The organism is Leptotrichia sp. oral taxon 223, from assembly GCF_013394795.1.
Lineage (GTDB): Bacteria > Fusobacteriota > Fusobacteriia > Fusobacteriales > Leptotrichiaceae > Leptotrichia.
Genome location: NZ_JABXYU010000001.1, coordinates 2,057,060 through 2,078,948, shown reverse-complemented (window position 1 = coordinate 2,078,948; position 21,889 = coordinate 2,057,060). Strand labels below are relative to the sequence as shown.

At 31.7% G+C, this 21,889-nt stretch carries 22 protein-coding genes; 2 read left to right on the top strand and 20 right to left on the bottom strand.

Features of this window, described 5'->3' with window-relative positions; translation table 11 throughout:
- Positions 1-6: 6 nt before the first annotated feature.
- From thyA to HW275_RS09715, 15 genes are all read right to left on the bottom strand, one after another.
- Positions 7-876, bottom strand: coding sequence for a thymidylate synthase (thyA, locus tag HW275_RS09780; protein ID WP_178936337.1), 870 nt, complete (start codon positions 874-876; stop codon positions 7-9).
- A 23-nt stretch (positions 877-899) separates the two neighbouring features.
- On the bottom strand, positions 900-1,361 hold the full coding sequence (locus HW275_RS09775; RefSeq protein ID WP_178936336.1) for a tRNA (cytidine(34)-2'-O)-methyltransferase: 462 nt from the start codon (positions 1,359-1,361) through the stop codon (positions 900-902).
- A 50-nt stretch (positions 1,362-1,411) separates the two neighbouring features.
- On the bottom strand, positions 1,412-1,981 hold the full coding sequence (gene ruvC, locus HW275_RS09770) for a crossover junction endodeoxyribonuclease RuvC (protein ID WP_146997146.1): 570 nt from the start codon (positions 1,979-1,981) through the stop codon (positions 1,412-1,414).
- A 73-nt stretch (positions 1,982-2,054) separates the two neighbouring features.
- Positions 2,055-2,555 carry a hypothetical protein gene (locus HW275_RS12450; protein WP_255460061.1) on the bottom strand — a complete coding sequence of 167 codons (501 nt, stop codon included), beginning with the start codon at positions 2,553-2,555 and terminating at the stop codon, positions 2,055-2,057.
- A 245-nt stretch (positions 2,556-2,800) separates the two neighbouring features.
- Positions 2,801-3,634, bottom strand: a complete 834-nt coding sequence (locus HW275_RS12445; protein ID WP_255460060.1) for a hypothetical protein — start codon at positions 3,632-3,634, stop codon at positions 2,801-2,803.
- A gap of 33 nt (positions 3,635-3,667) precedes the next feature.
- A complete protein-coding gene (gene truB, locus HW275_RS09760) occupies positions 3,668-4,744 on the bottom strand; it encodes a tRNA pseudouridine(55) synthase TruB (protein ID WP_178936335.1) in 1,077 nt (358 codons plus the stop codon).
- A 30-nt stretch (positions 4,745-4,774) separates the two neighbouring features.
- Positions 4,775-6,385, bottom strand: a complete 1,611-nt coding sequence (cls, locus tag HW275_RS09755) for a cardiolipin synthase (RefSeq protein WP_178936334.1) — start codon at positions 6,383-6,385, stop codon at positions 4,775-4,777.
- A gap of 317 nt (positions 6,386-6,702) precedes the next feature.
- Positions 6,703-9,273: an ATP-dependent chaperone ClpB gene (gene clpB, locus HW275_RS09750; protein WP_178936333.1), complete on the bottom strand. Its 2,571-nt coding sequence runs from the start codon at positions 9,271-9,273 to the stop codon at positions 6,703-6,705.
- Positions 9,274-10,136: 863 nt separating this feature from the next.
- The gene (locus HW275_RS09745) at positions 10,137-10,502 is read right to left on the bottom strand and encodes a Rid family detoxifying hydrolase (RefSeq protein WP_178936332.1); all 366 of its coding nucleotides are present in this window, start codon (positions 10,500-10,502) and stop codon (positions 10,137-10,139) included.
- Positions 10,503-10,604: 102 nt separating this feature from the next.
- Positions 10,605-12,929 carry a patatin-like phospholipase family protein gene (locus tag HW275_RS09740; protein WP_178936331.1) on the bottom strand — a complete coding sequence of 775 codons (2,325 nt, stop codon included), beginning with the start codon at positions 12,927-12,929 and terminating at the stop codon, positions 10,605-10,607.
- Positions 12,930-13,366: 437 nt separating this feature from the next.
- Positions 13,367-14,083, bottom strand: coding sequence for a YjjG family noncanonical pyrimidine nucleotidase (locus tag HW275_RS09735; protein ID WP_178936330.1), 717 nt, complete (start codon positions 14,081-14,083; stop codon positions 13,367-13,369).
- A gap of 56 nt (positions 14,084-14,139) precedes the next feature.
- A complete protein-coding gene (locus HW275_RS09730) occupies positions 14,140-14,712 on the bottom strand; it encodes a TMEM175 family protein (protein WP_178936329.1) in 573 nt (190 codons plus the stop codon).
- A gap of 145 nt (positions 14,713-14,857) precedes the next feature.
- A complete protein-coding gene (locus HW275_RS09725) occupies positions 14,858-15,865 on the bottom strand; it encodes a hypothetical protein (protein ID WP_178936328.1) in 1,008 nt (335 codons plus the stop codon).
- The gene (locus HW275_RS09720; RefSeq protein ID WP_178936327.1) at positions 15,846-16,652 is read right to left on the bottom strand and encodes a protein-ADP-ribose hydrolase; all 807 of its coding nucleotides are present in this window, start codon (positions 16,650-16,652) and stop codon (positions 15,846-15,848) included. Before HW275_RS09720 ends, HW275_RS09725 begins: the two co-directional genes overlap by 20 nt.
- 80 nt (positions 16,653-16,732) lie before the next feature.
- On the bottom strand, positions 16,733-17,173 hold the full coding sequence (locus HW275_RS09715) for an Rrf2 family transcriptional regulator (RefSeq protein WP_178936326.1): 441 nt from the start codon (positions 17,171-17,173) through the stop codon (positions 16,733-16,735).
- 205 nt (positions 17,174-17,378) lie between these two features.
- Between HW275_RS09715 and HW275_RS12600 the strand changes: the two genes are divergently transcribed.
- On the top strand, positions 17,379-17,519 hold the full coding sequence (locus tag HW275_RS12600; protein WP_178936450.1) for a transposase: 141 nt from the start codon (positions 17,379-17,381) through the stop codon (positions 17,517-17,519).
- Complete coding sequence (locus HW275_RS09705) at positions 17,485-17,805, top strand: transposase (RefSeq protein WP_178936325.1); 321 nt, start codon at positions 17,485-17,487, stop codon at positions 17,803-17,805. The genes HW275_RS12600 and HW275_RS09705 overlap by 35 nt, the downstream gene beginning before the upstream one ends.
- A gap of 508 nt (positions 17,806-18,313) precedes the next feature.
- On the opposite strand, the gene HW275_RS09700 is transcribed toward HW275_RS09705, so the two are convergent.
- The 5 genes from HW275_RS09700 to HW275_RS09680 all read right to left on the bottom strand — a co-directional run bounded on the left by HW275_RS09700 (position 18,314) and on the right by HW275_RS09680 (position 21,826).
- Entirely contained in the window at positions 18,314-18,646 is a 333-nt protein-coding gene (locus tag HW275_RS09700) for a hypothetical protein (protein WP_178936324.1), read from the bottom strand.
- A 150-nt stretch (positions 18,647-18,796) separates the two neighbouring features.
- On the bottom strand, positions 18,797-20,050 hold the full coding sequence (locus HW275_RS09695; RefSeq protein WP_178936323.1) for an RNA-binding domain-containing protein: 1,254 nt from the start codon (positions 20,048-20,050) through the stop codon (positions 18,797-18,799).
- A gap of 92 nt (positions 20,051-20,142) precedes the next feature.
- Positions 20,143-20,433, bottom strand: coding sequence for an AraC family transcriptional regulator (locus HW275_RS09690; RefSeq protein ID WP_018497707.1), 291 nt, complete (start codon positions 20,431-20,433; stop codon positions 20,143-20,145).
- 4 nt (positions 20,434-20,437) lie between these two features.
- Positions 20,438-21,025, bottom strand: a complete 588-nt coding sequence (locus tag HW275_RS09685) for a TMEM175 family protein (protein ID WP_018497706.1) — start codon at positions 21,023-21,025, stop codon at positions 20,438-20,440.
- A gap of 216 nt (positions 21,026-21,241) precedes the next feature.
- On the bottom strand, positions 21,242-21,826 hold the full coding sequence (locus HW275_RS09680; RefSeq protein WP_178936322.1) for a TMEM175 family protein: 585 nt from the start codon (positions 21,824-21,826) through the stop codon (positions 21,242-21,244).
- Positions 21,827-21,889: the final 63 nt, after the last annotated feature.

Here is a 21,889-nt window from a genome sequence, read left to right as displayed (position 1 = left end):
TAATTTTTAAACTGCAACTTCAAATTTAATCGCAGGATAGCTTTCATAATTCTCCAGCGTAATATCCTCAAATGTAAGTTCATTAAAAGGTTTGTCTGCAATCTTGATTTTTGGAAGTTTTAACGGCTCTCTTGTCAACTGCTCCTTTAGCCCTTCAATATGATTTTCATAAATATGGGCATCAATTATTGTATGAGCAAATTCTCCAGCTTCATATCCGCATTCCTTTGCAATCATCATTGTAAGCAATGAGTAGCAAGCTAGATTAAATGGTATCCCAAGTGCAATATCTCCACTTCTTTGAGTCAAATGGCAGTTAAGTTTATTACCAAGAACATTAAACGCAAAAGTATAATGGCACGGCGGTAATTTACTAATTGTTGCATTTCCCGGATTCCAAGCTAAAACTATCATTCTTCTTCCATTTTTATGATTGGGATTAGTTTTCATCTCCTTCAAAGTGTCAATAATATATTGAATCTGGTCAAATACAAGCTGTCCATTTTCTTCTCTTGTAACCCAAGGATTATTCTCATCAGCAAAAACTTCCCCATCTAACGAAATTTTAGGTACTGGATATCTTCTCCAGAATCTTCCATAAGCCGTTTCCAGCCTTCCTTCCTCGTCTGCCCAGGCATCCCAGATTTTCGTCTTTTTTCGCAAGTTCTTAATATGCTCTTCTCCCGATAAATACCAGAACAGCTCGTGCAGCATTGAATTAAAATACATTTTTTTCGTTGTTAAAAGCGGATAGCCTTCACTCAAGTCAACTTTATATGAATAGGCAAAAGTTGAAATTGTATCAACTCCTGTCCTGTTTCCCTTTTTTACTCCATTGTCAAGCACATGCTTAACCATATCTAAATATTGCTTCATTTTTTCTCCTAAATTTATCTAAATTAATATTCAAAATTATTCTGCCTCAAAGCCTCAAACAGCACCACCGCCACAGCATTGGACAAATTCAGCGAACGTCCAAGCGGAAGCATTGGAATCGTAATATTGCTTTCCTTGTATTTATTTAATATTTCTTCAGGTATTCCACGTGATTCAGGCCCGAACATTATATAGTCATTTTTATTAAATTTTACATCCGTATATCTTTGATTCGTTTTAGTTGTTGCAAAATAAATTTTTGCATTGCTATTTTCAATATTTTCCTGCCAGAAATGTTCTAAACTTTCCCATACGAAAAGCTGCACGTTTTTCCAGTAGTCCAGTCCTGCACGTTTGATTTTTTTATCATCCAGTTCAAAACCGAGAGGTTTTATCAAATGTAATTTTGTATTTGTCAAGACACAGGTTCTTCCGATGTTTCCTGTGTTTACGTGAATTTCTGGATTTAATAGAACTATGTTCATTTTATCTACCATTCTTTCTATTTTAAGTTTATTTTATCATACAAATTTATTCATTTCATTAATTTTTTGTAATCTTCCAGTTTTATTCGGTTGGAAGTAATTTTATTTAATTTTTTTGTAATGTTATCTCCCCTGTCAAATCCGCCAAATCCTATTTTGGAATTAATGTGGGTAATTGCTATTGCAAGAGCATCCGCAGCATCATCAGGCTTTGGAATTTCGTCTAGTTTTAAGATTATTTTTACCATTTCCTGAATTTGTTTCTTGTCAGCCCTTCCATAACTTGCAATCCCCATTTTTACTTGAAGCGGAGTGTAGCTGTATAAATTCAGCCTATTTTTCTGCCCTGCTAAAGTTATAACTCCACGAGCCTGTCCCACTTTTATTACCGTCTTCTGATTTTTAAAGAAAAACAAATCCTCGATAGCCATATCTGCTGGTTTCCAGAGCTTTATAATATTTTCCAGTCCGTCGTAAATTTTTTCCAGCCTTACCGGCATATCCTCATCCTTATCTGTAAAAATACATCCATAGTCAAGTGGCGTATACTTCCCATTTTCATAGTCCACAATAGCGTATCCTACTATCGCAGTACCAGGATCTATCCCCAAAATTCTCATATTTCTCCTACTATTTTTATGCATTTTTTATTATATCACACCTCAAGTTTGTATGCAAGAGCGCTCATATGTTCTAAAAATATTTTTGTATATAATTCTGAGCGTAGTCTGCATAACTTTTTAAGTCAATATCCTTATAATCAGTAAATTCCTTTACACTTGTCCCCACTTTTTTCACTTTGTATAAATTGCTGTTTATATCGCCAAAACCGTATTTTTCATAATATTTTTCCTGCTTCTGCATAACAGCTTTATGTAGTCCTGTTTTTGCAAAATATAGCCGGTATTTTCTGAATTTGTCCAGTACGTCCGTGCTTTCAAACAGCATTTGTCCATTTTCATCGCAGGCGTAAATATTTTCATAAACTGATGCATACATAAAAAATACGTCAGGATTTTTTACAAAAATCTCTTCTACAGCCATTGTTATATCTTTTTTCTCCCAAAAATACAATTTAAGCACTTCCGCTATCCAAATATGATTTTTTGGCATAATCAGTTTATTGTAGCGGTATTCATTTGTTCCTTTTGTCTTATCCTTTATCTTATACAAGATAGAATTTTTATTTTTCAAAAAATTATCCACATTTTTTAATACAAAAATATCGTTATATTTTTCATTTATCTGAATTTTTATTTTATCTAAAATATTATCTTCAACATTTGTTATAAAAATATCATTTTCAGATACTGCAACTACATCTATCCCTTCTTTTGCAAAAACCTTCTTTATCCGCCTTACAATACTTACCCGGTATCTGTTTAATGTGGCTTTTACAAATGAAGATTTTAATAAAAGCTCTTCGGGTATTTTATTTATTATTTTTTTATTTTTTCCAGAAAAAAGTTTATTGCTGAGCAGCCATTCGTATAAGTAGTCTTTTTTATTGATAATCTATAAACCTTTTCCTGTGAATAATTATTATAATCGTTCATTTTTACTTTGGCTGGATAATGTATCTTTAACTGGCTGGAAATGGAGGTTTCGCCATGTAAAAGTAAAGTTATCAGTTTATCGTTATTATAGTTCAAATATTTTATTTTCCTTTTAAGTTTCATGTTGTTGCTGTAACTTCCATCTGTAATGATATTCAAAAGATTTTCCTTTTCATCCCAGTTACTTTTTTTTGATATTATAAAATTATACATTTTTTCTGTTGCCAGTACGTCCTGCAAGCAATAATCAATTACTTTGTCAACAATTTTATCGTATATATTTTTTTTAATCACATAATTAAAATTAGCAAAATCCTGCTCCTCAATATTATCTCCGCAATTAAACTCAAACCCTTTTACACCTAGATTCAAGTTATATTCATAAGCCAGATCGTATGAGTAAAATTCGTGGTTTTCATGTTTGTATTCGCCTTTTGGCATATTCCTTATTATTTTCAGCTCATTATTTAATTTTTTCCTGTTTGCATTTGTGTTTCTATATTTTAACAAATTATTAATTACAATATCGTCAAATCCGTGTCCTGCATATGAAATTAGCACATTTTTAGAAACTATGTCGTACAAAAGTTTTTTCTGACGGTTAAAATTGTCCGAATCAATAATTAGTATTTTGTCATCATTTAACTTTTTTAATACGACACAAAAGTAATTTGGAAAAACTTCAATATCAAATACGTATTTGCTTGACTTCTTCATAGTATTATTATCACCGCTTCTCACTTCTAAAAGTTACAAAAAATATTTATCTCTCTTCAGATAAATCCTGTCCCCCCGAATACTTGTAATTTTCACAATTCCCCGAAATTCCCTTTTATTTGTATCCCTATTTCGCACATATATTTTAAATTTCTGGTTTTCCCTAATATTCTCCCTTTTATTAATTTTTTTGCTTATATTTTCAAATTTTTTAAATGTGTCAATTACCGTCATCCCGTTTTTCAGCCTCCCATACTTCTCATTGGAAACATTTATCCCGTAATAATCCAGGATATACTCTATTTCTACAAAACAGACTATTTCCCGAATTTTTTCAGCCCTTATGGCAGCATCACTCTTTGTAGTCCAGAAAGACTCATTTTCTCTCTTTGCTTCCACAAGCTTCTTCAATTTCCCAATTTCAGCTTCAGCCTTTTCCAAAGTAATCGCATCTTCAATGTCAAGCCTTCCAATCTTAGTCCTCACAAGCCTTGTCATCGTAGCAAAAACTCCTAATTCTTCTCCAATATCGTAAACTAATGAACGGATATAAGTTCCACTGCTGACCTTTGTGTAAAACGAAATTTTGATATTTTGGGAGTTTTCTGAATTTTTATCTGGACGGATTATTTTTATTTCCCTAATTTCTGATATGTTTACATTTCTTTCAGCCCTTTCCACTTCAATTCCTTTTCTTGCCAAATCACAAAGTTTCTGCCCTTTTACCTTTATTGCTGAATACATTGGCGGAACCTGCTTCATTTTTCTTTTAAAGCTATTTATAGTCTTAATTATTTTAGAATTGCTTATATTAATTTCAGATTCATACTTTTCAATAATTGTCCCTTCCGAATCGTAAGTGTCAGTTTTATACCCAAGCTCCATTTCCACATAATATTCCTTATCTTTTTTCATCAAGTCGCCAGAAAATTTTGTGGCATCATTAATCATAACAATCATAAGCCCTTCGGCCATTGGATCAAGAGTCCCTGCATGTCCTACTTTTTTCGCCTTTATTACCCTTTTTAAATGACTTATCGCCCCAAACGAACTTATCCCCCTGCTTTTATTTAAAAGTATCAGCCCATCCTTTGTAAAATTCTTTTCCATTTTACTCCCTTCCTATACCCGCCATATTTTTTACATTATTGGCGAAATCAGCTTAAATACAGAGTTTCTTAGCCGTTTTATAAAAGTTACCTTTTTCAGCCTTGCCTCATCAAATTTTTCACAGACTTCCAGATCCTTTATAAACTGCGCCTTCAAATCTTTACTAATTTCCTCATTATAAAATACCGAATTCACTTCATAATTTATTTCAAAGCTCCGCATATCAAAGTTGCACGTTCCCATTGTAGATATTTTTTCATCCACTATCACGTTTTTACTATGTAAAAATCCCGCCTTATAGCGAAAAATTTTAATCCCTGCCTCAATCAATTCCGCAAAATAACTTTCTGCTATCCAGTAAGGCATTTTCTTGTCCGGCACTCCTGTAACCATTAATTTTATTTTGACTCCAGAAAGAGCCGCCATCTTCAGCTGTGAAATCAGATCAGTGTCAGGCACGAAATATGGACTTTGAATCAGGACTTCCTTTTTTGCCGTTGCAATCATTTTAGAATACAGATATTTCAAGGTTGTCCATTCGGTGTCAGGCCCGCTCGAAGAAACCTGCATCAGATATTCCAGTTTTTCCTGTCTGTCTATCGGCTTTTGCTCTTCCAGCTCCTGGACTGCCTCCCTTTTCATATCCTCAATAAAATCGTTTTTCCCACCGCTGTTTAGCCAGTCTGTAACAAAAATCGCAAGATACTGTCCGATTATTTCCCCTGTAATCCGAATATTCGTATCCCTCCAGCCATCAAACCTCTTTCCGCCATCAATGTACTCCTGCCCCACATTCATGCCGCCAGTATGCACAATATCATTGTCAATTAACGCTATTTTTCTATGATTCCGGTAATTCATCTTGGAAATAAAAAATTTTACATCTAAAAACCATCTTATTTTGATTCCAGCATTCCTAAGCTCCTTTTTATATTTTCCTGGCAATTTCCACGTTCCCACTCCGTCAAAAAGCAGCTTTATTTTAACTCCTTCCTTAGCCTTTTTCAAAAGTGCATTTTTTATTCTTTCTCCAAGCTCATCAGCCTTCCATATAAAATATTCCATATAGATTGTACTTTTTGCATTTTCAATATCCGCCAAAATAGAATCAAACGCCTCTTTTCCACCGTAAAATAGTCTGTATGAATCATTATTCGTCAAAAAAGTCCCTTCGGCTTCATAGAGCATTTTCACAATTTCCCTTTGCTGATCCGGCAATCCAATATTTGCTATCATTGTATCAATCTGATTGCGGATTTTTTTCTTTATTTCGGTTTCGCTCATTTTATCAGCATTTTTATCCAGATTTTCCAGCCGATTATAGTAAAAAAAGTCTTTAGATCTGAAAATATCCGACACATCCCGCTGCATAAAGTTAAAAATTCTTGAATACAGCTTTCTTTCTTCGCCTTTCATCTTCTTGGAAATTATCTTGTTCCTTCTCCAGTTAATCCCAAACAAAAGATATAAAATCGCCCCGCCAAGCGGAAATGTAAAAATCGTAAAAATCCACGCAAGCATCGCATTCGGCGACTTATCCGACAGCAGTACCGCCACCGCCAGAATGATAATTATCAAGTAATGTATTCTTTCAAACGGAATTATCCAAGTCGAAATAATTATAGCCAGTCCATGCAGCATATTTTCCCCTTTCATCTTTTACTTATAAATTAATTTGTCTTTATACCGTTATAATTATATATTTTATCACTTTTAACAAAGATTTTCAATCATTCTATCTTATGTAAATAAAAAAATTTAGTCGGTGTATTGTATAATTATGTGCAGCAGAAAATAATATAATATAATATAATATAATATAAAAAAATAAAGCATTTTTCAAAAGATGAATATTTTACTTTCATAAAAAAAAGAGGAAGCACCGTTTCTGATACTTCCCTATTTCCCAAAAAAACATCACTTCAAAAAATATTTTAAAGTCTTATTTAATTCTCAATTTATTTCTTCACATCATAAATCAATCTATCTCCATCACTATCCAACACAACCGTACTGTTTTCAGGCACTTCATTGCTCAAAATCATTTTTGATAAATTAGTCTCTATATCTTTTTGAACAAAACGTTTTAGAGGTCTTGCTCCGTAAGCCGGGTCATAAGCTTCGTTTACGATGTAATCCAGAGCTTTGTCTGTAAATTCAATCTTTATGTATTGTTCCTTTAATTTATCGTTGATTTCATCAAGAATGAGTGAAATAATACTTTTCACGCTTTCTTTTCCTAATGCCTTAAATACTATAATATCGTCAATTCTGTTCAAGAATTCTGGCTTAAATCTATGTTTCATTTCATTTAATACAGCTTCTTTTGTAGGCTCTGAAACTTGTGGATCTTCCAATATAATTTCACTACCGATATTTGAAGTCATAATGATTATTGTGTTCTTAAAGTCTACAACTTTCCCTTTACCATCTGTAAGCCTTCCATCGTCAAGTAGTTGCAACAGAATATTAAATACATCTGGATGAGCCTTTTCAATTTCGTCAAATAAAATTACTGAATAAGGTTTTCTTCTTACAGCTTCTGTCAACTGTCCACCTTCTTCATATCCTACATATCCCGGAGGCGCTCCGATTAATCTTGTCGTGCTGAATTTATCCATATATTCACTCATATCAATTCTGACAATGTTGCTTTCATCGTCAAACAGGTTAAATGCAAGTGTTTTTGTCAAATAAGTCTTACCTACACCTGTTGGCCCTAAGAAAATGAATGAACCGATTGGACGGTTTGGATCTTTCAGTCCTGCACGTGAACGGATTATTGTGTCGCTTATTGTTGTGATTGCTTCATCTTGCCCGATTACTCTTTTCATCATTTGTTCTGCAAGATGTAAGATTTTTTCACGCTCTCCCTGTAACAATTTTGAAACCGGTATTCCAGTCCATTTTCCAACAATTTCTGCTATTTCTTCGCTGTCAATTTCCTGTTTTAATAATTTATTTGCATCTGGATTTTGATTTTTGGCTTTTTCTTCTTCATCTGCCCTTTGTTTTTCCAGTGCCGGCAATTTACCGTATTGCAGTTCAGCCAGTTTGTTGTAGTCATTTTTTCTTTGCGCATCGGCAATTTGAAGTTTAACTTTTTCAATTTCTGTATTAATATTTTGTATTTTTTCAACTTCCTGCTTTTCACTTTCCCATTGTGCCTTAAATGCGGCTTTTTTCTCGTTAAGTTCTGCCAATTCTTTTTCCAATGTAACAAGTCTATCTTTAGAAGCCTGATCCTTTTCCTTCTCAAGCGCCACTTTTTCAATTTCAAGCTGCATAACACGTCTTGTAACTTCATCCAGTTCTGTCGGCATTGAATTAATTTCAGTCTTTACTTTTGCAGCCGCCTCGTCAATCAAGTCAATCGCCTTATCTGGTAAAAATCTGTCATTTATATATCTGTCACTCATTGTAGCCGCAGTAACTATAGCATTATCCGTAATTCTGATTCCATGGAAAATTTCAAATTTTTCTTTCAATCCACGTAAAATTGAAATTGTATCTTCCACAGTCGGCTCATCTACCATTACAGGCTGAAATCTACGCTCAAGCGCTGCATCCTTTTCAATATATTTTCTATATTCGTCAATCGTAGTAGCACCAATAACCTTTATTTCCCCACGTGCAAGCATTGGCTTCAAAAGGTTTCCAGCGTCCATAGATCCTTCCGTTTTCCCAGCTCCCACAATGTTATGAACTTCATCAATGAAAAGAATTATTCTTCCTTCACTTTTTTCAATTTCTTCCAATACCGCTTTTAATCTTTCCTCAAATTCCCCACGATATTTCGCTCCTGCAACCAAGGCACCCATATCAAGTGAGAAAATCGTTTTATCCTTCAAGTTTTCAGGCACATCGCCCTTTAGTATTCTTTGCGCAATTCCTTCTGCAATCGCTGTTTTTCCGACTCCTGGTTCTCCAATCAGAATTGGATTATTTTTATTTCTCCTTGATAAAATCTGTATAGCCCGTCGGATTTCATTATCTCTTCCAATAATCGGATCAAGTTTACCTTTTCGAGCAAGTTCCACCAGATCCTTACCAAATTTATCTAACGCTTCATAAGTTCCTTCTGGATTATCTGTCATAATTTTTCTACCTCCCCTCACACTTTCAAGCACAGTTTCAAACTGCTTCTTATTTATTCCATAATCTTTTAAAAAACTGTTATTATCATAACTTGCCAAGAACAAATGTTCGGTACTGATATAACTGTCCCCCATTTTCTTAGCAATATCTCTTGCTCCGACGAGAACCCTATTTAACTCTCCATTCGCTCTCGGTTCACTGTTACCGCCTTCAATTCTAGGAAAACTAGATAGTTTCCCTTCAATTTTCCTAATCATGTCAGCCGTATCAATTCCCATCTTTTTAAGTACGCTAGGAATCAGTCCTTCCATCTGCCCCACAAGCGCAAGCAGCAAATGTTCCACCTTTATATCAGAATGTCTATATCTAATCGCAAAGTTATTAGCCTCTGAAATAGCCTCAATACTTTTTTGCGTAAAGTTCTGTTCCATATCCATCACCTTTTTCTTCTTAAATTTCTTAATTAAAAACTATTTTTTAATTTATTAGCACTCTATCTATATGATTGCTAACAAATGTAGTATATCACTATCCAAAATTTTTGTCAACACTTTTTTTTAAATTTTTTTAAATTATGAAATTAAAGTCATTTTTTTTTACGTGATTATGTCATTATACAACCTGTGTAGCTATTAAAATATCCTTTAATTAAATTTAATCATTAAGTATCCATCTTAAAGACTTTTATAATTTTATTTATAAATATTATGACTAATAATAGTTTTTTCTATTTCTTTATTCAATTTTTTTAACGTAAGGGCATCAGACGCCATGCCCTTACAACCCCGCTTACGCAAAACTTTCTTATAAAGAAAAAATAAAACTCGCTTCGTAAAACTACGCTCAGACAGTTATTTTTCCTTTAACGAAATTTTGCTTATTTAATATTTTTCAAATGTAAAAACCTAAAATTTAAATATAATAATCTTTATAATTTAATATAGAATGTCGTGATTTTTTTGGAATGAAAACGACTGTTTGAGCGTCAGCGAGTTTCGTTTTTGTTTCAAAAAAATGCTTAGACGAGCCAGGGTTGCAAGGGAAATGGCGATTGATTTCCCTTGCTTTATAAAAAGAAAAAACATAGGATTATGAAAAAATATTTATTAATAAAATATCCAAAAAATAATAAAAAATAATTTAGTTGAATGATTATGAATTAATTATCAAACAACTCTATTATAAAAATTTATTTCTATTTTCAAAAGGGGTTTAGTATTAGATATTGAAAATGAATTATTGTTACAAAAAAAGACGACTTCAGGTTATCCAAAGTCATCCATTTAATAAAGTATTATTTTCCAAAATAAGCTATCGCTTCAATTTCCACCAAAACTCCTTTTGGCAATTTATCCACCGCAAAAGCTGATCTTGCCGGATATGGTTCAGTAAAGTATTCTGCATAAATGTCGTTTACCGCTCCAAAGTCGTTGATGTTGTCTAATAATACAGTTGTTTTTATAACATTCTTTGTTGCCAGTCCATTGTTTTCTAAAATTGCCTTCAAGTTTTCAAGAACTTGTCTTGCCTGTTCTTCTACTGTAACAGCTTCGATTTGCTGATTTTCAGGATTTATTGCGATTTGTCCTGAAATGTACAAAAAGTCACCAGCTTTTCTAAAGGCTGAATACGGTCCAACTGCTTCAGGTATTTTTTTCATTTTTTCCTCCTAATTCTACTTAAATTTTCATAATTTATTCTATCATATTTTTTCAATATCAAAAAGAATTTTCTTCACTTTAAATCATTATTTTGAAAATTATTATTCTGGCAAATATCCAAAGTTTATAATGTACCGCCAGCTTTCTCCCGGCACTTTTGCAAATCCAAAATAAAGCGGAATTGACAAGGCTTTTACCCCAAGCCCAAATTTATAGCTTTCCTTTCCATCATTTCCAAAACTGTAGCTCTTCTGCGAAATACTTGCCCTTGAATATGTTGTGTCTAAATATACAAGTTTTGAAACATTGTACTGGGCTTTCAGGCTCCCGACAAAAATGCTGTTTCCACGAATTTTATCTGCCGGCATTCCAGCAAATTCTAATGAATTGTCAGCTGTCCGTATTCCTCCCATTTTAGGCCTGTAAGTTTCTGGAATATCGTCTCCATAGGATGTTAAATATGCCACTTTTGGAGTGATTGTAATTTTTTCGCCAATCGGTATGTTAATTTCTCCACCTGCGCTTAGTGAGTTAAATTTGGCCTTTTTTGCATTTGCCAATGTATAACTTGAAAATAAGTGCACTCCTCTTGTCGCAAAGTTTATACTGTCTCTTGTGTCGTAATCCAGCTGCGCTTCAAAATACGGGAATGATTTTCTTACATTTTCATCATGATTTTCATGTTTTGTCACATCTGAAAATTGATAACCTCCACCTACTGAAAATAGTAAATTTTTGTACATTTCAAACCCGATTCCTGTTCCAAATTTGAATTTCCTGTTTTCAAAATCAAAATATCCATTATTGTACTTCTGATTTTTTATAATGTCACGTTTGTATTCAAATTCACTGTAAACCAGCGCTTTTGAATTTTTTCCAAGTTCAACGGTAGCCTTGCCTCTTGCCCCATATTCATTCGCAACTGTCCCGCTTACTGAATACCTGACGTTTGTATTATTTAAAATCTTGCTCCCTTGAAATCCAACATTTACCGTAGCCAAGTCTTCATTGTTTATGTTTCCTGAAAGCGTCAAATAGTCGCTCGGTTTTTCCTGCACATTTATTACCAGATCGTTATCTTTGACTTCATAATAAACCGTTGTAAAATCACCATTCTGATAAATATTATTAACAATTTTTTCCATATCCAGCCTGTTTAAAATGCCAAGTTTCTTAGGTAAAAATTTATCAAAATACGCTTTTTTATATTTTTTGTTCCCTTCTATCACAACTCCTGTAATATTGTACTCATCGCTCCAAGTCCGTCTAAACTCCTTCCGTTTCTCCTCCAGCTTTTCATAAAGTTCAGGATTTGACAATTTTCTGATTTCATCTATATTCTCCCTTGCGATTTTCTCTCCAGCCGCAATAAGTTCCTTCACCTTTGAAAAATCATAGGACTCGAACTTTTCCAAATCTGGTTTCATATACAAGTCAAGCATACGGATTTGCCGCTCCACTTCCTGTCTTCCGGCAATTGTTGTAGAATCTGAAATTACATCAATCAAGTTCATTTTGGACTCATCTCTTTTTGTAAATCCATCTCCTACATTCACTCCAATTGTATAATCTGCTCCAAGCACTTTTACATCCTGCACAGGTAAATTTCGAGTAACTCCTCCATCAATGTAAAGCCTTTTCTCATCTCGGATAGGCGCAAAAATTGACGGCAATGACAAACTTTCCCTAATAGCCGTTGCAATTGAACCCTTGTCAAGCATAACTCCTTCTCCAGATTCCAAGTCAGTCGCAACTGCCGCAAATTTTCTTGGAAATTTTCTGAAATCCTGTACTCTTAACGCTCCATAAAAAATTTCATTCAACCTTTGGCTAGCAGTCTTTCCCCCAACAACTCCACTAGGTAATTTTGGCATAAAATTTTTCATCGGAATTACCGTGCTATTTTTATCCTCAATCGAATTTCTTATAGCCCCCTTATCCTTTCTTTCGATTTTATCGCTAAAAAGTCCTATCCAGTCCATACTCGTTGCTATTTCCTCAATTTCCTGCGGAGTATAGCCCACACTGTACATTCCAGCAATAATGCTTCCCATACTTGTTCCCGTCGCATATTCCACAGGCACCTTCTCTTCATCCAGCACCTTCAATATCCCAATATGAGCAAGCCCTTTCGCTGTCCCTCCGCTAAGCACCAGCCCAATTTTCTTATCCTTAAAAGGAATTTCACTTTTTTTATTTTCTAAATTTTTTTCATTATTTACAGTATTCTTATATGATTCCATCTTAAGTTCATTTTCCAAGAATCTCTTTTCTTTCTCTTCCTTATTTTTTTCCAAATTTTGTTCATCTTTTTTCTCATTTTTTAGCACAAAATAATTTTCATCTTTCAGGCTTTCAGAAAACCCAAAACTATTTACCAAAAGAAAAATAATTAAAAACAAAAATCTTTTTCTTTTTTCAATCATCTACATTATCCTCCTTCTTACAAATTTTTTTACTAATATTTACTAAAAATCTTCTCTTGAATTATTAAGACAAATTATTTCCCCTAATTTTGATTTCAAGTTATTTTATTCAATAATTTTTTTCTTGTTTTTTATTTTCTGATTTTTTACGCAGGTGTATCAAACGCCATACCTCTGTACACCCGCTCTCAAATTTTAATTTTAGCTTAATAAATCGACGGCTTTTTTATTTGTTCAACTATGACTGTTTAAAGATTGAAAACATGAGTTTCACAGTTGGATAAATAAAACAACTTAAAAATTATAAAAAAATATTTATAAAACAATTATGATGAATTTTAAACAAAAACTATATTTTTTAAAAAATTGACTCTCTAGTCATTTTACTATAAAAAAATTTTATTTTTCTTATAAATTCAGTAAAGTTTTAAGTAAATTTATAATATTTCAAATAATTCTTCCAGGTTGCCTATTTCATATTTGGGAATTATTCCAGCATCATTTACATTATTTCGTAAATTTACCCAGCAAGTATCAATTTCAGCGTTTTGTCCTCCCTTTATATCTGCTCCTAATGAATCACCTATCATTATAACTTCGGCTTTGTCCATTATTTGAAAATAATTTATTGCATATTCAAATATTCGTTTATCAGGCTTATTTACTCCAACTTCATCGGAAATAATGATTTTATCAATGTATTTTGCAATTACAGAATTTTCTATTCTTGGATACTGGACTTCCTTTATACCATTAGTTACAATTCCGACTTTATATTTTGAATGTAAATATTCACATAGTTTTTCAGTTGCTTCAAAAGGAAAAATCCCTTCTCCCAGTTTTTTCAAGTAAAGCTCGCTCATTTTGTACGGATTATATTTCAAATCAAATTCCTCAATTATTTTTTCAAATCTCACAACCTTTAATCTATCCTTATCCACAGCCCCTTTTTCCAAATCCTTCCACAACTGCAAATTCACATCTTTATATCTATCTTTTATCTTCTCATAAATTTCTTCTTTTTTCTTCTGCCCCAATTCACTTTCTGCAAAAAATCCCAATTCTTCAAACGTTCTCCTAAATGCCTCTTTTTCAGTTTTTGGATAATCAAAAAGTGTGTCATCCAAGTCTATTAATACAAGTTTGTAGTTCATTTTCCACTCCTTCATTTATTTTATCTAAAATATCTCCATCAGTTTTTTAACGTGTTTTAATATTTCTTTTTTTTCAGTTTAGGCATTGGAATATACCATATTGACAATGAAATAAATCCTATTACTAGCATAAGCATTGGATTAAATAGACCTATTATAAAAGAAGAAATTTGTAAAATCGTTGTTATTTTGTGTCTTTTAAGACTTATTACTGTTTTCTTTAGCTTTATATTTTCGGAATCTGCCTTCACAAGTTCATTACAAAGCCACGAATAAATGATATTCTCTCCCAACAGAAAAAATATATATACACATTCCACCAAATAGCTGTAAGGATTTTCAGAAACCCACAATGTTATATATGGAAACAGCGTATTCAAAAACAATAAAAGCATCTGTATTTTAACTATTTTAGAATTTATTTTCTCAACCTTGTCAAATATCATATGATGAGTATCCCAAAATATTACAAACAGTATAAATGTCGTTATATATGCAAAATAATTTACTCTATTTTCCCAAATGGCTGCCAATGTTGTGCCTTTTATTTTAGGCAGCTCCAATACTAAGACTGTCATTATAATCGCTATAACTCCATCAAAAAAGCCTACTAATCTGTCTTTTTTCATCTTACTCCTTCTCCTTGTATCTGAATCCATAATAGTAATTATACTAAAAAGGTTCAATAAAATCCAGCACATCTTTTATTTTTTTGATATTTTATTTTCAATATCAATTGATACAGATTTTATCAACTGGAAAATGAAAAAAATTTTAAATATCTTCTTCAATTTTTTTATATATTTCACCCAAAACTTCCCCAATATCCCCATCTAAACAAATACTTCTATCTTCAAGTTTAATCGGACAAAATGCTTCCCTGTAATTTATACAGGCATAAACAGCTTTTTTGTTTTCCATCGTCATATACCAGAAGGGATACTTAATGATTACAGGCGTGTTTGCTCCAACTCCTAATTCTAGAAACAAAATGTGCATATTTTTGTGATTTTCAAGAAATTCTGAATATTTTTCAGCAGCTGTATACCATCCTTCATCTTCTACAAATGAACTGTCAGCCCGAAGATTAGTTGTCATATCTGAGCTGTCATCAGGGCATTTAGGAATTAATTCTGCCGGTATTCTCATAAGAATTTCTCCATTCGTAGGAATGCCGAATACTCCATTTCCATCTTTTACAAATCCTTGTGCTTCCATCGCTTTCATTACCCATTCTTCATTATCATAGGTTTTTTGTATCTGCGGATTCACACTTTGGAATAAACCGTAATCTCCTTGCGTATAGAAAAGTCTCTTTTTATCAAATCCTGCCTTTTGAAATTGATGATCCACATTTGTTGTAATAACAAAATAATCTTTATCTTTTAAAAGTGAAAATAATTCATTATAGACAGGTTTTGGAGCTTTCACATAACGATTAAAATATATGTGTCTTGCCCACCAAGCCCAACGGATTTCATCATTTGGAAATGGATAAAATCCACCTGAATACATATCTGTAATGCCATATTCCTTTATAAAGTCAAAAAAGTATTTTTCAAATCTTTCTCCGCTATATGTAAAACCTGCCGAAGTTGATAATCCTGAACCAGCACCTACTAGGATAGCATCCGCATTTTGAATTTCATTTTTCAAAAGTTCTATTCGTTCTTCTCTCGAACCTTTTCCTAATGAAAACTTATTTTCAAAAGTCCCCAATACCACCAATCCTTTTTGAAGTGTTTCTAAATATCCATTTCTTCTACTGTAAGATTTCTTCATAATATTTTTTATCTTCCTCTTTAAAAACATTAAAAATCACCCTTTCCATAGCATTTGGATTTTCCACTAACCATTTTTGTACTGTATCCACAGCAATTTCTGCCGCCCTTTTATTCGGAAAACGAAATACTCCAGTCGAAATACAGCAAAATGCTACACTTTTCAAATTATTTTCCAGACACATATTTAAAACGTTTGTATAGCAATCTGCCAATTCCTGTTCTAATTCTGCTGTCAGTCTATTTCTTACTATTGGACCGACTACATGAATTACATTTTTTGCAGGAAGATTGTAGGCATTTGTAATCATAGGAACAGATGTTGGCTGCTCGTAATGACTTCCATATTTTGCCCTTAATTCCTTCATTTTATGACTGCATTCTTCCCTAAGCTGTACTCCTGCATAAGTATGAATCTGGTTATCAATGCACATGTGCATCGGTATAAAACATCCTAACATTTGAGAATTTGCCGCATTTACTATGACATCCACTTCAAGCCTTGTAATATCTCCCTGCCATATAGAAATATTCCCTTTAGTTACAGGAATATCTGAAAGCTGGACAATACCTTTTTCCTCAGCACAGACAGATAAATATTCATCTTGTACCTTCAATACTGAATCTGACATTTTCTTAGGCATACGGACATTCATTAAAGACCTTAAAATACAACGTTTTCCATTTATATCTTCTGGAACTTCTATATCTTTATATTCAACTGAATCAGCTTTGAACTCTTCTAAAAGATAATCAAGCCTTTTTTCCTGCTCTTTATTCTTTTCCATAACTCTACCTTCCTTCCATTATTCATTCAAATAATTTCTATAATTTCACAAATATTTTCCTCAATTTTGTTATTTTAAATTTAGTCTTTTTTTCCTAAAATCTCCTGCATCTCATCTTTAAGACCTTCCAGTGTATATTTTTTCATTTCATCTTCCATAACCTTCTGTATTGTTTCAAGTTTTCTGTCAAGCAATTTATGAATATTTTTTCCCACAGGACATTCTGGATTCGGATTTTTATGAAAATTAAACAATTCATTATCTTCCAATGGTTCTATTGCCACATATACATCATAAAATGTTATTTCCTTTAGAGGTTTTGTCACTTCAATTCCTCCAGTTCCTCTTGCAACTGTTATCAATCCCGCACTTTTTAATTTTGTCAAAATTTTTCTTATAATAACAGGATTTGTATTTATACTCCCAGCAAGAAAATCACTTGTAATTTTGTACTCATCTTTAAATACCTCTACACAAGCAAAAATATGTAGTGCTATCGTAAATCTACTTGATATCTGCATAAGTTCATTCTCCTTTTTTCTATATTTTTATTTTTTTTAAATGGCTTTTTTTATTTTCAAAACTTCAAAATTGACTCTGATATTCTATAAAACTTCTAATCTCCCTTTAGATGTAATAGTGATAGTTACATCTTATAAAATTATAATACAATATTTTTGATGTAATGTCAATAGTTACAACAAAAAATTATAAAGCACAAAAGGCATTATCAGGTATCTTGGACAATACTTCTCACGCTCCCCTATTGCCGAATACAAGATTACTGACATTGCTGATGACAAGGTCACTTTCTTTTTTAACGATCTAGCTAATGATAAAAAAAACTTACATTACTATGCCTTCTGAAAAATTTATTTCCCATATTTTAATTCATCTGCCCCCTAAGAACTTTAAGATGGTAAACCGCTACGGATTTTATTCAAGGTGTATTTCCGACAGGCTTAAAAAGACAATTGATGCTTTCAGGAAAAACATTGCCGTGTCAAGATATTCATTTTATCAAAGGCAGATGTACAAGACTTTTTGGATGAATCCTTTTTACTGTCCAGTATGCAAGGTTAAAATGATTGTATGGGAATTTTATCATTACAAGTATCCAGCTCCCAGAAAATATCATTATAAAAAAATATAGTTTTTATATATTATATTTATAGTTTTACTATTTTGAGACAGGCTTTTTTGTACTTATTTAAAGTATCGTATAATGGTATAATGAATACAAGAGGTGAATTCATGAGAAAAGTATACACAGAATGTCCAGTTGAATATACTGTTTCAATAATAGCTAATAAATGGAAAATACTAATATTGAAAGATTTATTATTGGTGAATTAGAAGAAGATGATATTATAAAAATCAGAAAATGAAAAAAATGTCTTAAAAAAATAAATATAATATATGAAAACTATATTTTGAGTTCACAAAGAGAGTGTAAAAATTTTTGTGTAAATAGAATAGCAAAGTACTGAATTTACTGAATTTATCTATTAGTTTACACAAAATCCTGGACACTCTCTTGTAATTTAGAATTTTTAAAAATAGATTTTATTGAATTAAAAGCTGTCTCATGAGGATTATTTTATGAAACAACTTTTTCATTTTTCAATCATTTTTTACTAAATATAAACTTTACATAAAAATTAAAGACCTGCTGGATCATAAAATATAATTCTCTTATCATAATCTATTGCTATATTGACCCCTTCGTTCATAGATAAAGTTGAATTTTTATAATATCCAAGTATTGTTACTCCTATATTTCTATATCTTAATCCATTAATTCTACATAATTTGAAATTCATAACAGTTCTCGTACCTCCTCCTCCGTGTACCTCTTCTCCCATCGTATACCTTCTTATAACTTTTCCTCCTTCACAATATCCTTTTTCAACTGTAATCTGAGGGTAACCAAGTCCAAATGAAAAGCTCAAACTTCCTAAAACTAATGATAAAATAACTACAATTCTTTTCATAAAAATCAGCACCTTTCTTAATATATTTTTCAATTTTATATTATTTTACATCACTATTCTTTTTTTTTTTTGATTAGAATATAATTTGAATAATAAAAATTTCAAATTTAAAATACGACAAAAATATTTACATCGTTTTTTTGTGGTTTTTTAGTTTTTATAATACTTAGTTCCTCTTCCATTTCCAATAGTTACAATATATTTTTTCTCAACCAAAGATTTCAATAATTTCAAATTTTTATCCTTTTTAAATCCTGTTATTTCTGATATTTCCTTATTCGATAAAATATTTCCATCTTTTAATGTTTCAAATACAATTTTTTCATCTTTAGACAAAAATATTTTATTAAAAATTGTAAAAAGTGTGATTTTTATTGAGTTTTCATTGATTTCATAAATAGGTTTTGTGCTATAATTTCTGTAAATTTCATTTATTCTTCTTATTCCTGTTCCAAACATTTCAATATACTTCAATCTAAAAAAAACATTTCCCAAAATAGGATTTCTAAGTTGTGAAATTTGTCCGTTTAAATATTCTTTTTCAGTTATTCCCGAAGGCAATCCTCCTGGAGAAACAACTTCAATTCTATTCTCAAACATTGATATTCTTATATTTGAGTTTATATCCCAAGTTCTATGAATTATCGCATTTGCAATCACTTCTCTAAAAGCTTTTTCTGGTATTAATTCTTTTTCAATTCTTTCAAAACCCTGAATTTCCTCATATTTATAGTATCTTTCAAATACTTCTATAGTTTTATGAAATTGAGAAAAAATAGACATATTGACAAATGTATTTCGGTCAAGAATCTTATTTATATCCTTACCAAATCTCGCAATATCTATTCCTGAAAATGAATTTCTATCTGCTACAAGTGCCGCAGCATTGTTGTAACCTTCTTTATCATCATATAAATTCAATGTTTTAAGTAAATCAATAGAAAAATTTTCAATTGCAAGTTTTTCCTTTAATTCTTTTTTCAATACTTCAAATTTTAAATCTTGGTCATTTGATCGTAATTCTTCAAAATATCTGTTCATTCCTTCCAAAGTAAGTCTATTCAATTCTAATCTGTCAACTTCAATAGTTGATGTATCATTTCTTTTATAGGCTTTTCCTTTGTATAAATACGGTTTATCAAGTCCCTCTTTAACTACAAGTGTTATAGTTTTATCCCTATTATTTTTTATAAAACTAAAATTAGGTTTTGGTACAATATTATCATTTATTTTATTTTCAAGATTTAAGCATGTCTCATCCAAATCATCTATCCCTACAATTTTTCCATTATCATCAATTCCAAAAATTATTCTACCTGAACCATAATTAGCAAAAGCACTCACTGTTTTTAAAAAAGTATTTGTTATCGTTAATTTTAATTCTAATTCTCTATTTTCTTTCATACCTTTAAATCCTCCTGAAAAAATTATACCATAATTCCGTCAAAAATACGACAAAAAAAATACGTCGGTTTTCTGACGCATTTTAATATCTATTACTTCTCTTTTTGATACTGCGAAACTGTTTTCCCTGTCCAATTTTTGAATGCTCGATAGAAGGACGAAATCTCTGTGTATCCAACCAGATAGGCTATTTCATCAATTGAAAGTTCCTCTGCTTCCAAATAGTTGAAAGTCATTATTTTCTGAATATCTTTCACCAGCTGATTAAAACTGGTATTTTCTGCCGACAGATTTCTTTGAAGAGTCCTTCCACTTATCCCAAACTCTTCTGCTACATTTTCTAAGCCAAACTGTCCACTAGGAATAAGCTGAAAAAATTTCATATTTCTATTTTTCCCTTCTCCTTTTTGCCGCCTTATATTGTGCGGGAAGTACAATTCCAAGTAAAGTAATATAAACACTTGTCATCATTGCAGGCGGATAAAAGGTGCACGATATTATTAACCCTATAATTTTTATAATTGTATCAATACTTAACCATCTCATCCTTATTTTTAATGATTCCTGTAGTTTCTCATCGTTTCTATTTGCTTTTCCTATCAAATGCCCAGAAATTATATTACAAAATGTAACAGCCAGAACTATTATCCCATAAAATCCTTGTGCTACACTACTGTTGTAATATGAAGTGACAAAAGAAGTCACATAAGGAAAAAACGAAGAAAAAAACAGTAAAACTACGTTTGCCCAGACAACTGCCGGTGTAATGTATTTTATTTTATGCCATTCATTATGCATATTTATCCACATTGTTCCAAGCCAGAAAAATGAAATCGTATATGCAAAAAAATTTACTCTTAAATTCCAAAGGGCTTTTAAAGTTGCTGTTTCAGGCTTTTTTAGCTCTAATATGAGAATTGTCATAATAATTGCAAGTACGGCATCCATAAAAGCTGCAAGTCTTTCCTTATTCATAATCAAACTCCATTCCATGATTTTATAATAATAGTACAATTGTATCATAAATCAGTAGAAAATTCAATTTTCAGTTTTTCATATTCTTCATCTGAAACTTCTTCAAACCACTCTGCATCTCCAGCTGTAATGGCAATATGTGAAAACCAGCTGTCTTTCGTTGCTCCATGCCAATGCTTTACATTTTCATGATCAGTATTAGATTTACTACTCCTATTAATCCCTTCTTCTTTTTATTGCCTTATACTGTTCCGGAAATGCAATTCCAAATAAAGTAATATAAACACTTATCATCATTGCTGGCGGATAAAATATACACGATATTATTAACCCAATTATTTTTATACTTATATCAACTTTTATCCATCTTATCATTATTTTTAATGATTCCCGCAATTCTTTATCATGTTTATTCACCTTTTCTATCAGATACAACGAAATTATATTGCAGAATGTAACAGCTAGAACTATTATCCCATAAAATCCTTGTGCTACACTACTGTTATAATATGAAGTGACAAAAGAAGTTACATATGGAAAAAATGAAGAAAAGAAAAGTATTACTACATTTACCCAGACAATTGACGGTGTAATATATTTTATTTTATGCCATTCATTATGCAGATTTACCCACATTGTTCCAAGCCAGAAAAATGAAAGCGTATATGCAAAAAAATCTACTCTCAGATTCCAAAGGGCTTTTAAAGTTGCTGTTTCAGGCTTTTTTAGCTCTAATATGAGAATTGTCATAATAATTGCAAGTACGGCATCCATAAAAGCTGCAAGTCTTTCCTTATTCATAATCAAACTCCATTCCATGATTTTATAATAATAGTACAATTGTATCATAAATCAGTAGAAAAT

Excerpts from the sequence above, each read along its gene's own strand:
- HW275_RS09705 (WP_178936325.1), top strand. The coding sequence starts at position 17,485 with ATGATAAAAAAAACTTACATTACTATGCCTTCTGAAAAATTTATTTCC.
- HW275_RS09700 (WP_178936324.1), bottom strand. The coding sequence starts at position 18,646 with ATGAAAAGAATTGTAGTTATTTTATCATTAGTTTTAGGAAGTTTGAGC.
- truB (WP_178936335.1), bottom strand. The coding sequence starts at position 4,744 with ATGGAAAAGAATTTTACAAAGGATGGGCTGATACTTTTAAATAAAAGC.
- HW275_RS09685 (WP_018497706.1), bottom strand. The coding sequence starts at position 21,025 with ATGAATAAGGAAAGACTTGCAGCTTTTATGGATGCCGTACTTGCAATT.
- HW275_RS09720 (WP_178936327.1), bottom strand. The coding sequence starts at position 16,652 with ATGGAAAAGAATAAAGAGCAGGAAAAAAGGCTTGATTATCTTTTAGAA.
- clpB (WP_178936333.1), bottom strand. The coding sequence starts at position 9,273 with ATGGAACAGAACTTTACGCAAAAAAGTATTGAGGCTATTTCAGAGGCT.
- HW275_RS09715 (WP_178936326.1), bottom strand. The coding sequence starts at position 17,173 with ATGCAGATATCAAGTAGATTTACGATAGCACTACATATTTTTGCTTGT.
- HW275_RS09775 (WP_178936336.1), bottom strand. The coding sequence starts at position 1,361 with ATGAACATAGTTCTATTAAATCCAGAAATTCACGTAAACACAGGAAAC.
- cls (WP_178936334.1), bottom strand. The coding sequence starts at position 6,385 with ATGCTGCATGGACTGGCTATAATTATTTCGACTTGGATAATTCCGTTT.
- ruvC (WP_146997146.1), bottom strand. The coding sequence starts at position 1,981 with ATGAGAATTTTGGGGATAGATCCTGGTACTGCGATAGTAGGATACGCT.
- HW275_RS09730 (WP_178936329.1), bottom strand. The coding sequence starts at position 14,712 with ATGAAAAAAGACAGATTAGTAGGCTTTTTTGATGGAGTTATAGCGATT.
- HW275_RS09695 (WP_178936323.1), bottom strand. The coding sequence starts at position 20,050 with ATGAAAGAAAATAGAGAATTAGAATTAAAATTAACGATAACAAATACT.
- HW275_RS09745 (WP_178936332.1), bottom strand. The coding sequence starts at position 10,502 with ATGAAAAAAATACCTGAAGCAGTTGGACCGTATTCAGCCTTTAGAAAA.
- HW275_RS12445 (WP_255460060.1), bottom strand. The coding sequence starts at position 3,634 with ATGAAGAAGTCAAGCAAATACGTATTTGATATTGAAGTTTTTCCAAAT.
- HW275_RS09740 (WP_178936331.1), bottom strand. The coding sequence starts at position 12,929 with ATGATTGAAAAAAGAAAAAGATTTTTGTTTTTAATTATTTTTCTTTTG.
- HW275_RS09725 (WP_178936328.1), bottom strand. The coding sequence starts at position 15,865 with ATGAAGAAATCTTACAGTAGAAGAAATGGATATTTAGAAACACTTCAA.
- thyA (WP_178936337.1), bottom strand. The coding sequence starts at position 876 with ATGAAGCAATATTTAGATATGGTTAAGCATGTGCTTGACAATGGAGTA.
- HW275_RS09690 (WP_018497707.1), bottom strand. The coding sequence starts at position 20,433 with ATGAAATTTTTTCAGCTTATTCCTAGTGGACAGTTTGGCTTAGAAAAT.
- HW275_RS09680 (WP_178936322.1), bottom strand. The coding sequence starts at position 21,826 with ATGAATAAGGAAAGACTTGCAGCTTTTATGGATGCCGTACTTGCAATT.
- HW275_RS09735 (WP_178936330.1), bottom strand. The coding sequence starts at position 14,083 with ATGAACTACAAACTTGTATTAATAGACTTGGATGACACACTTTTTGAT.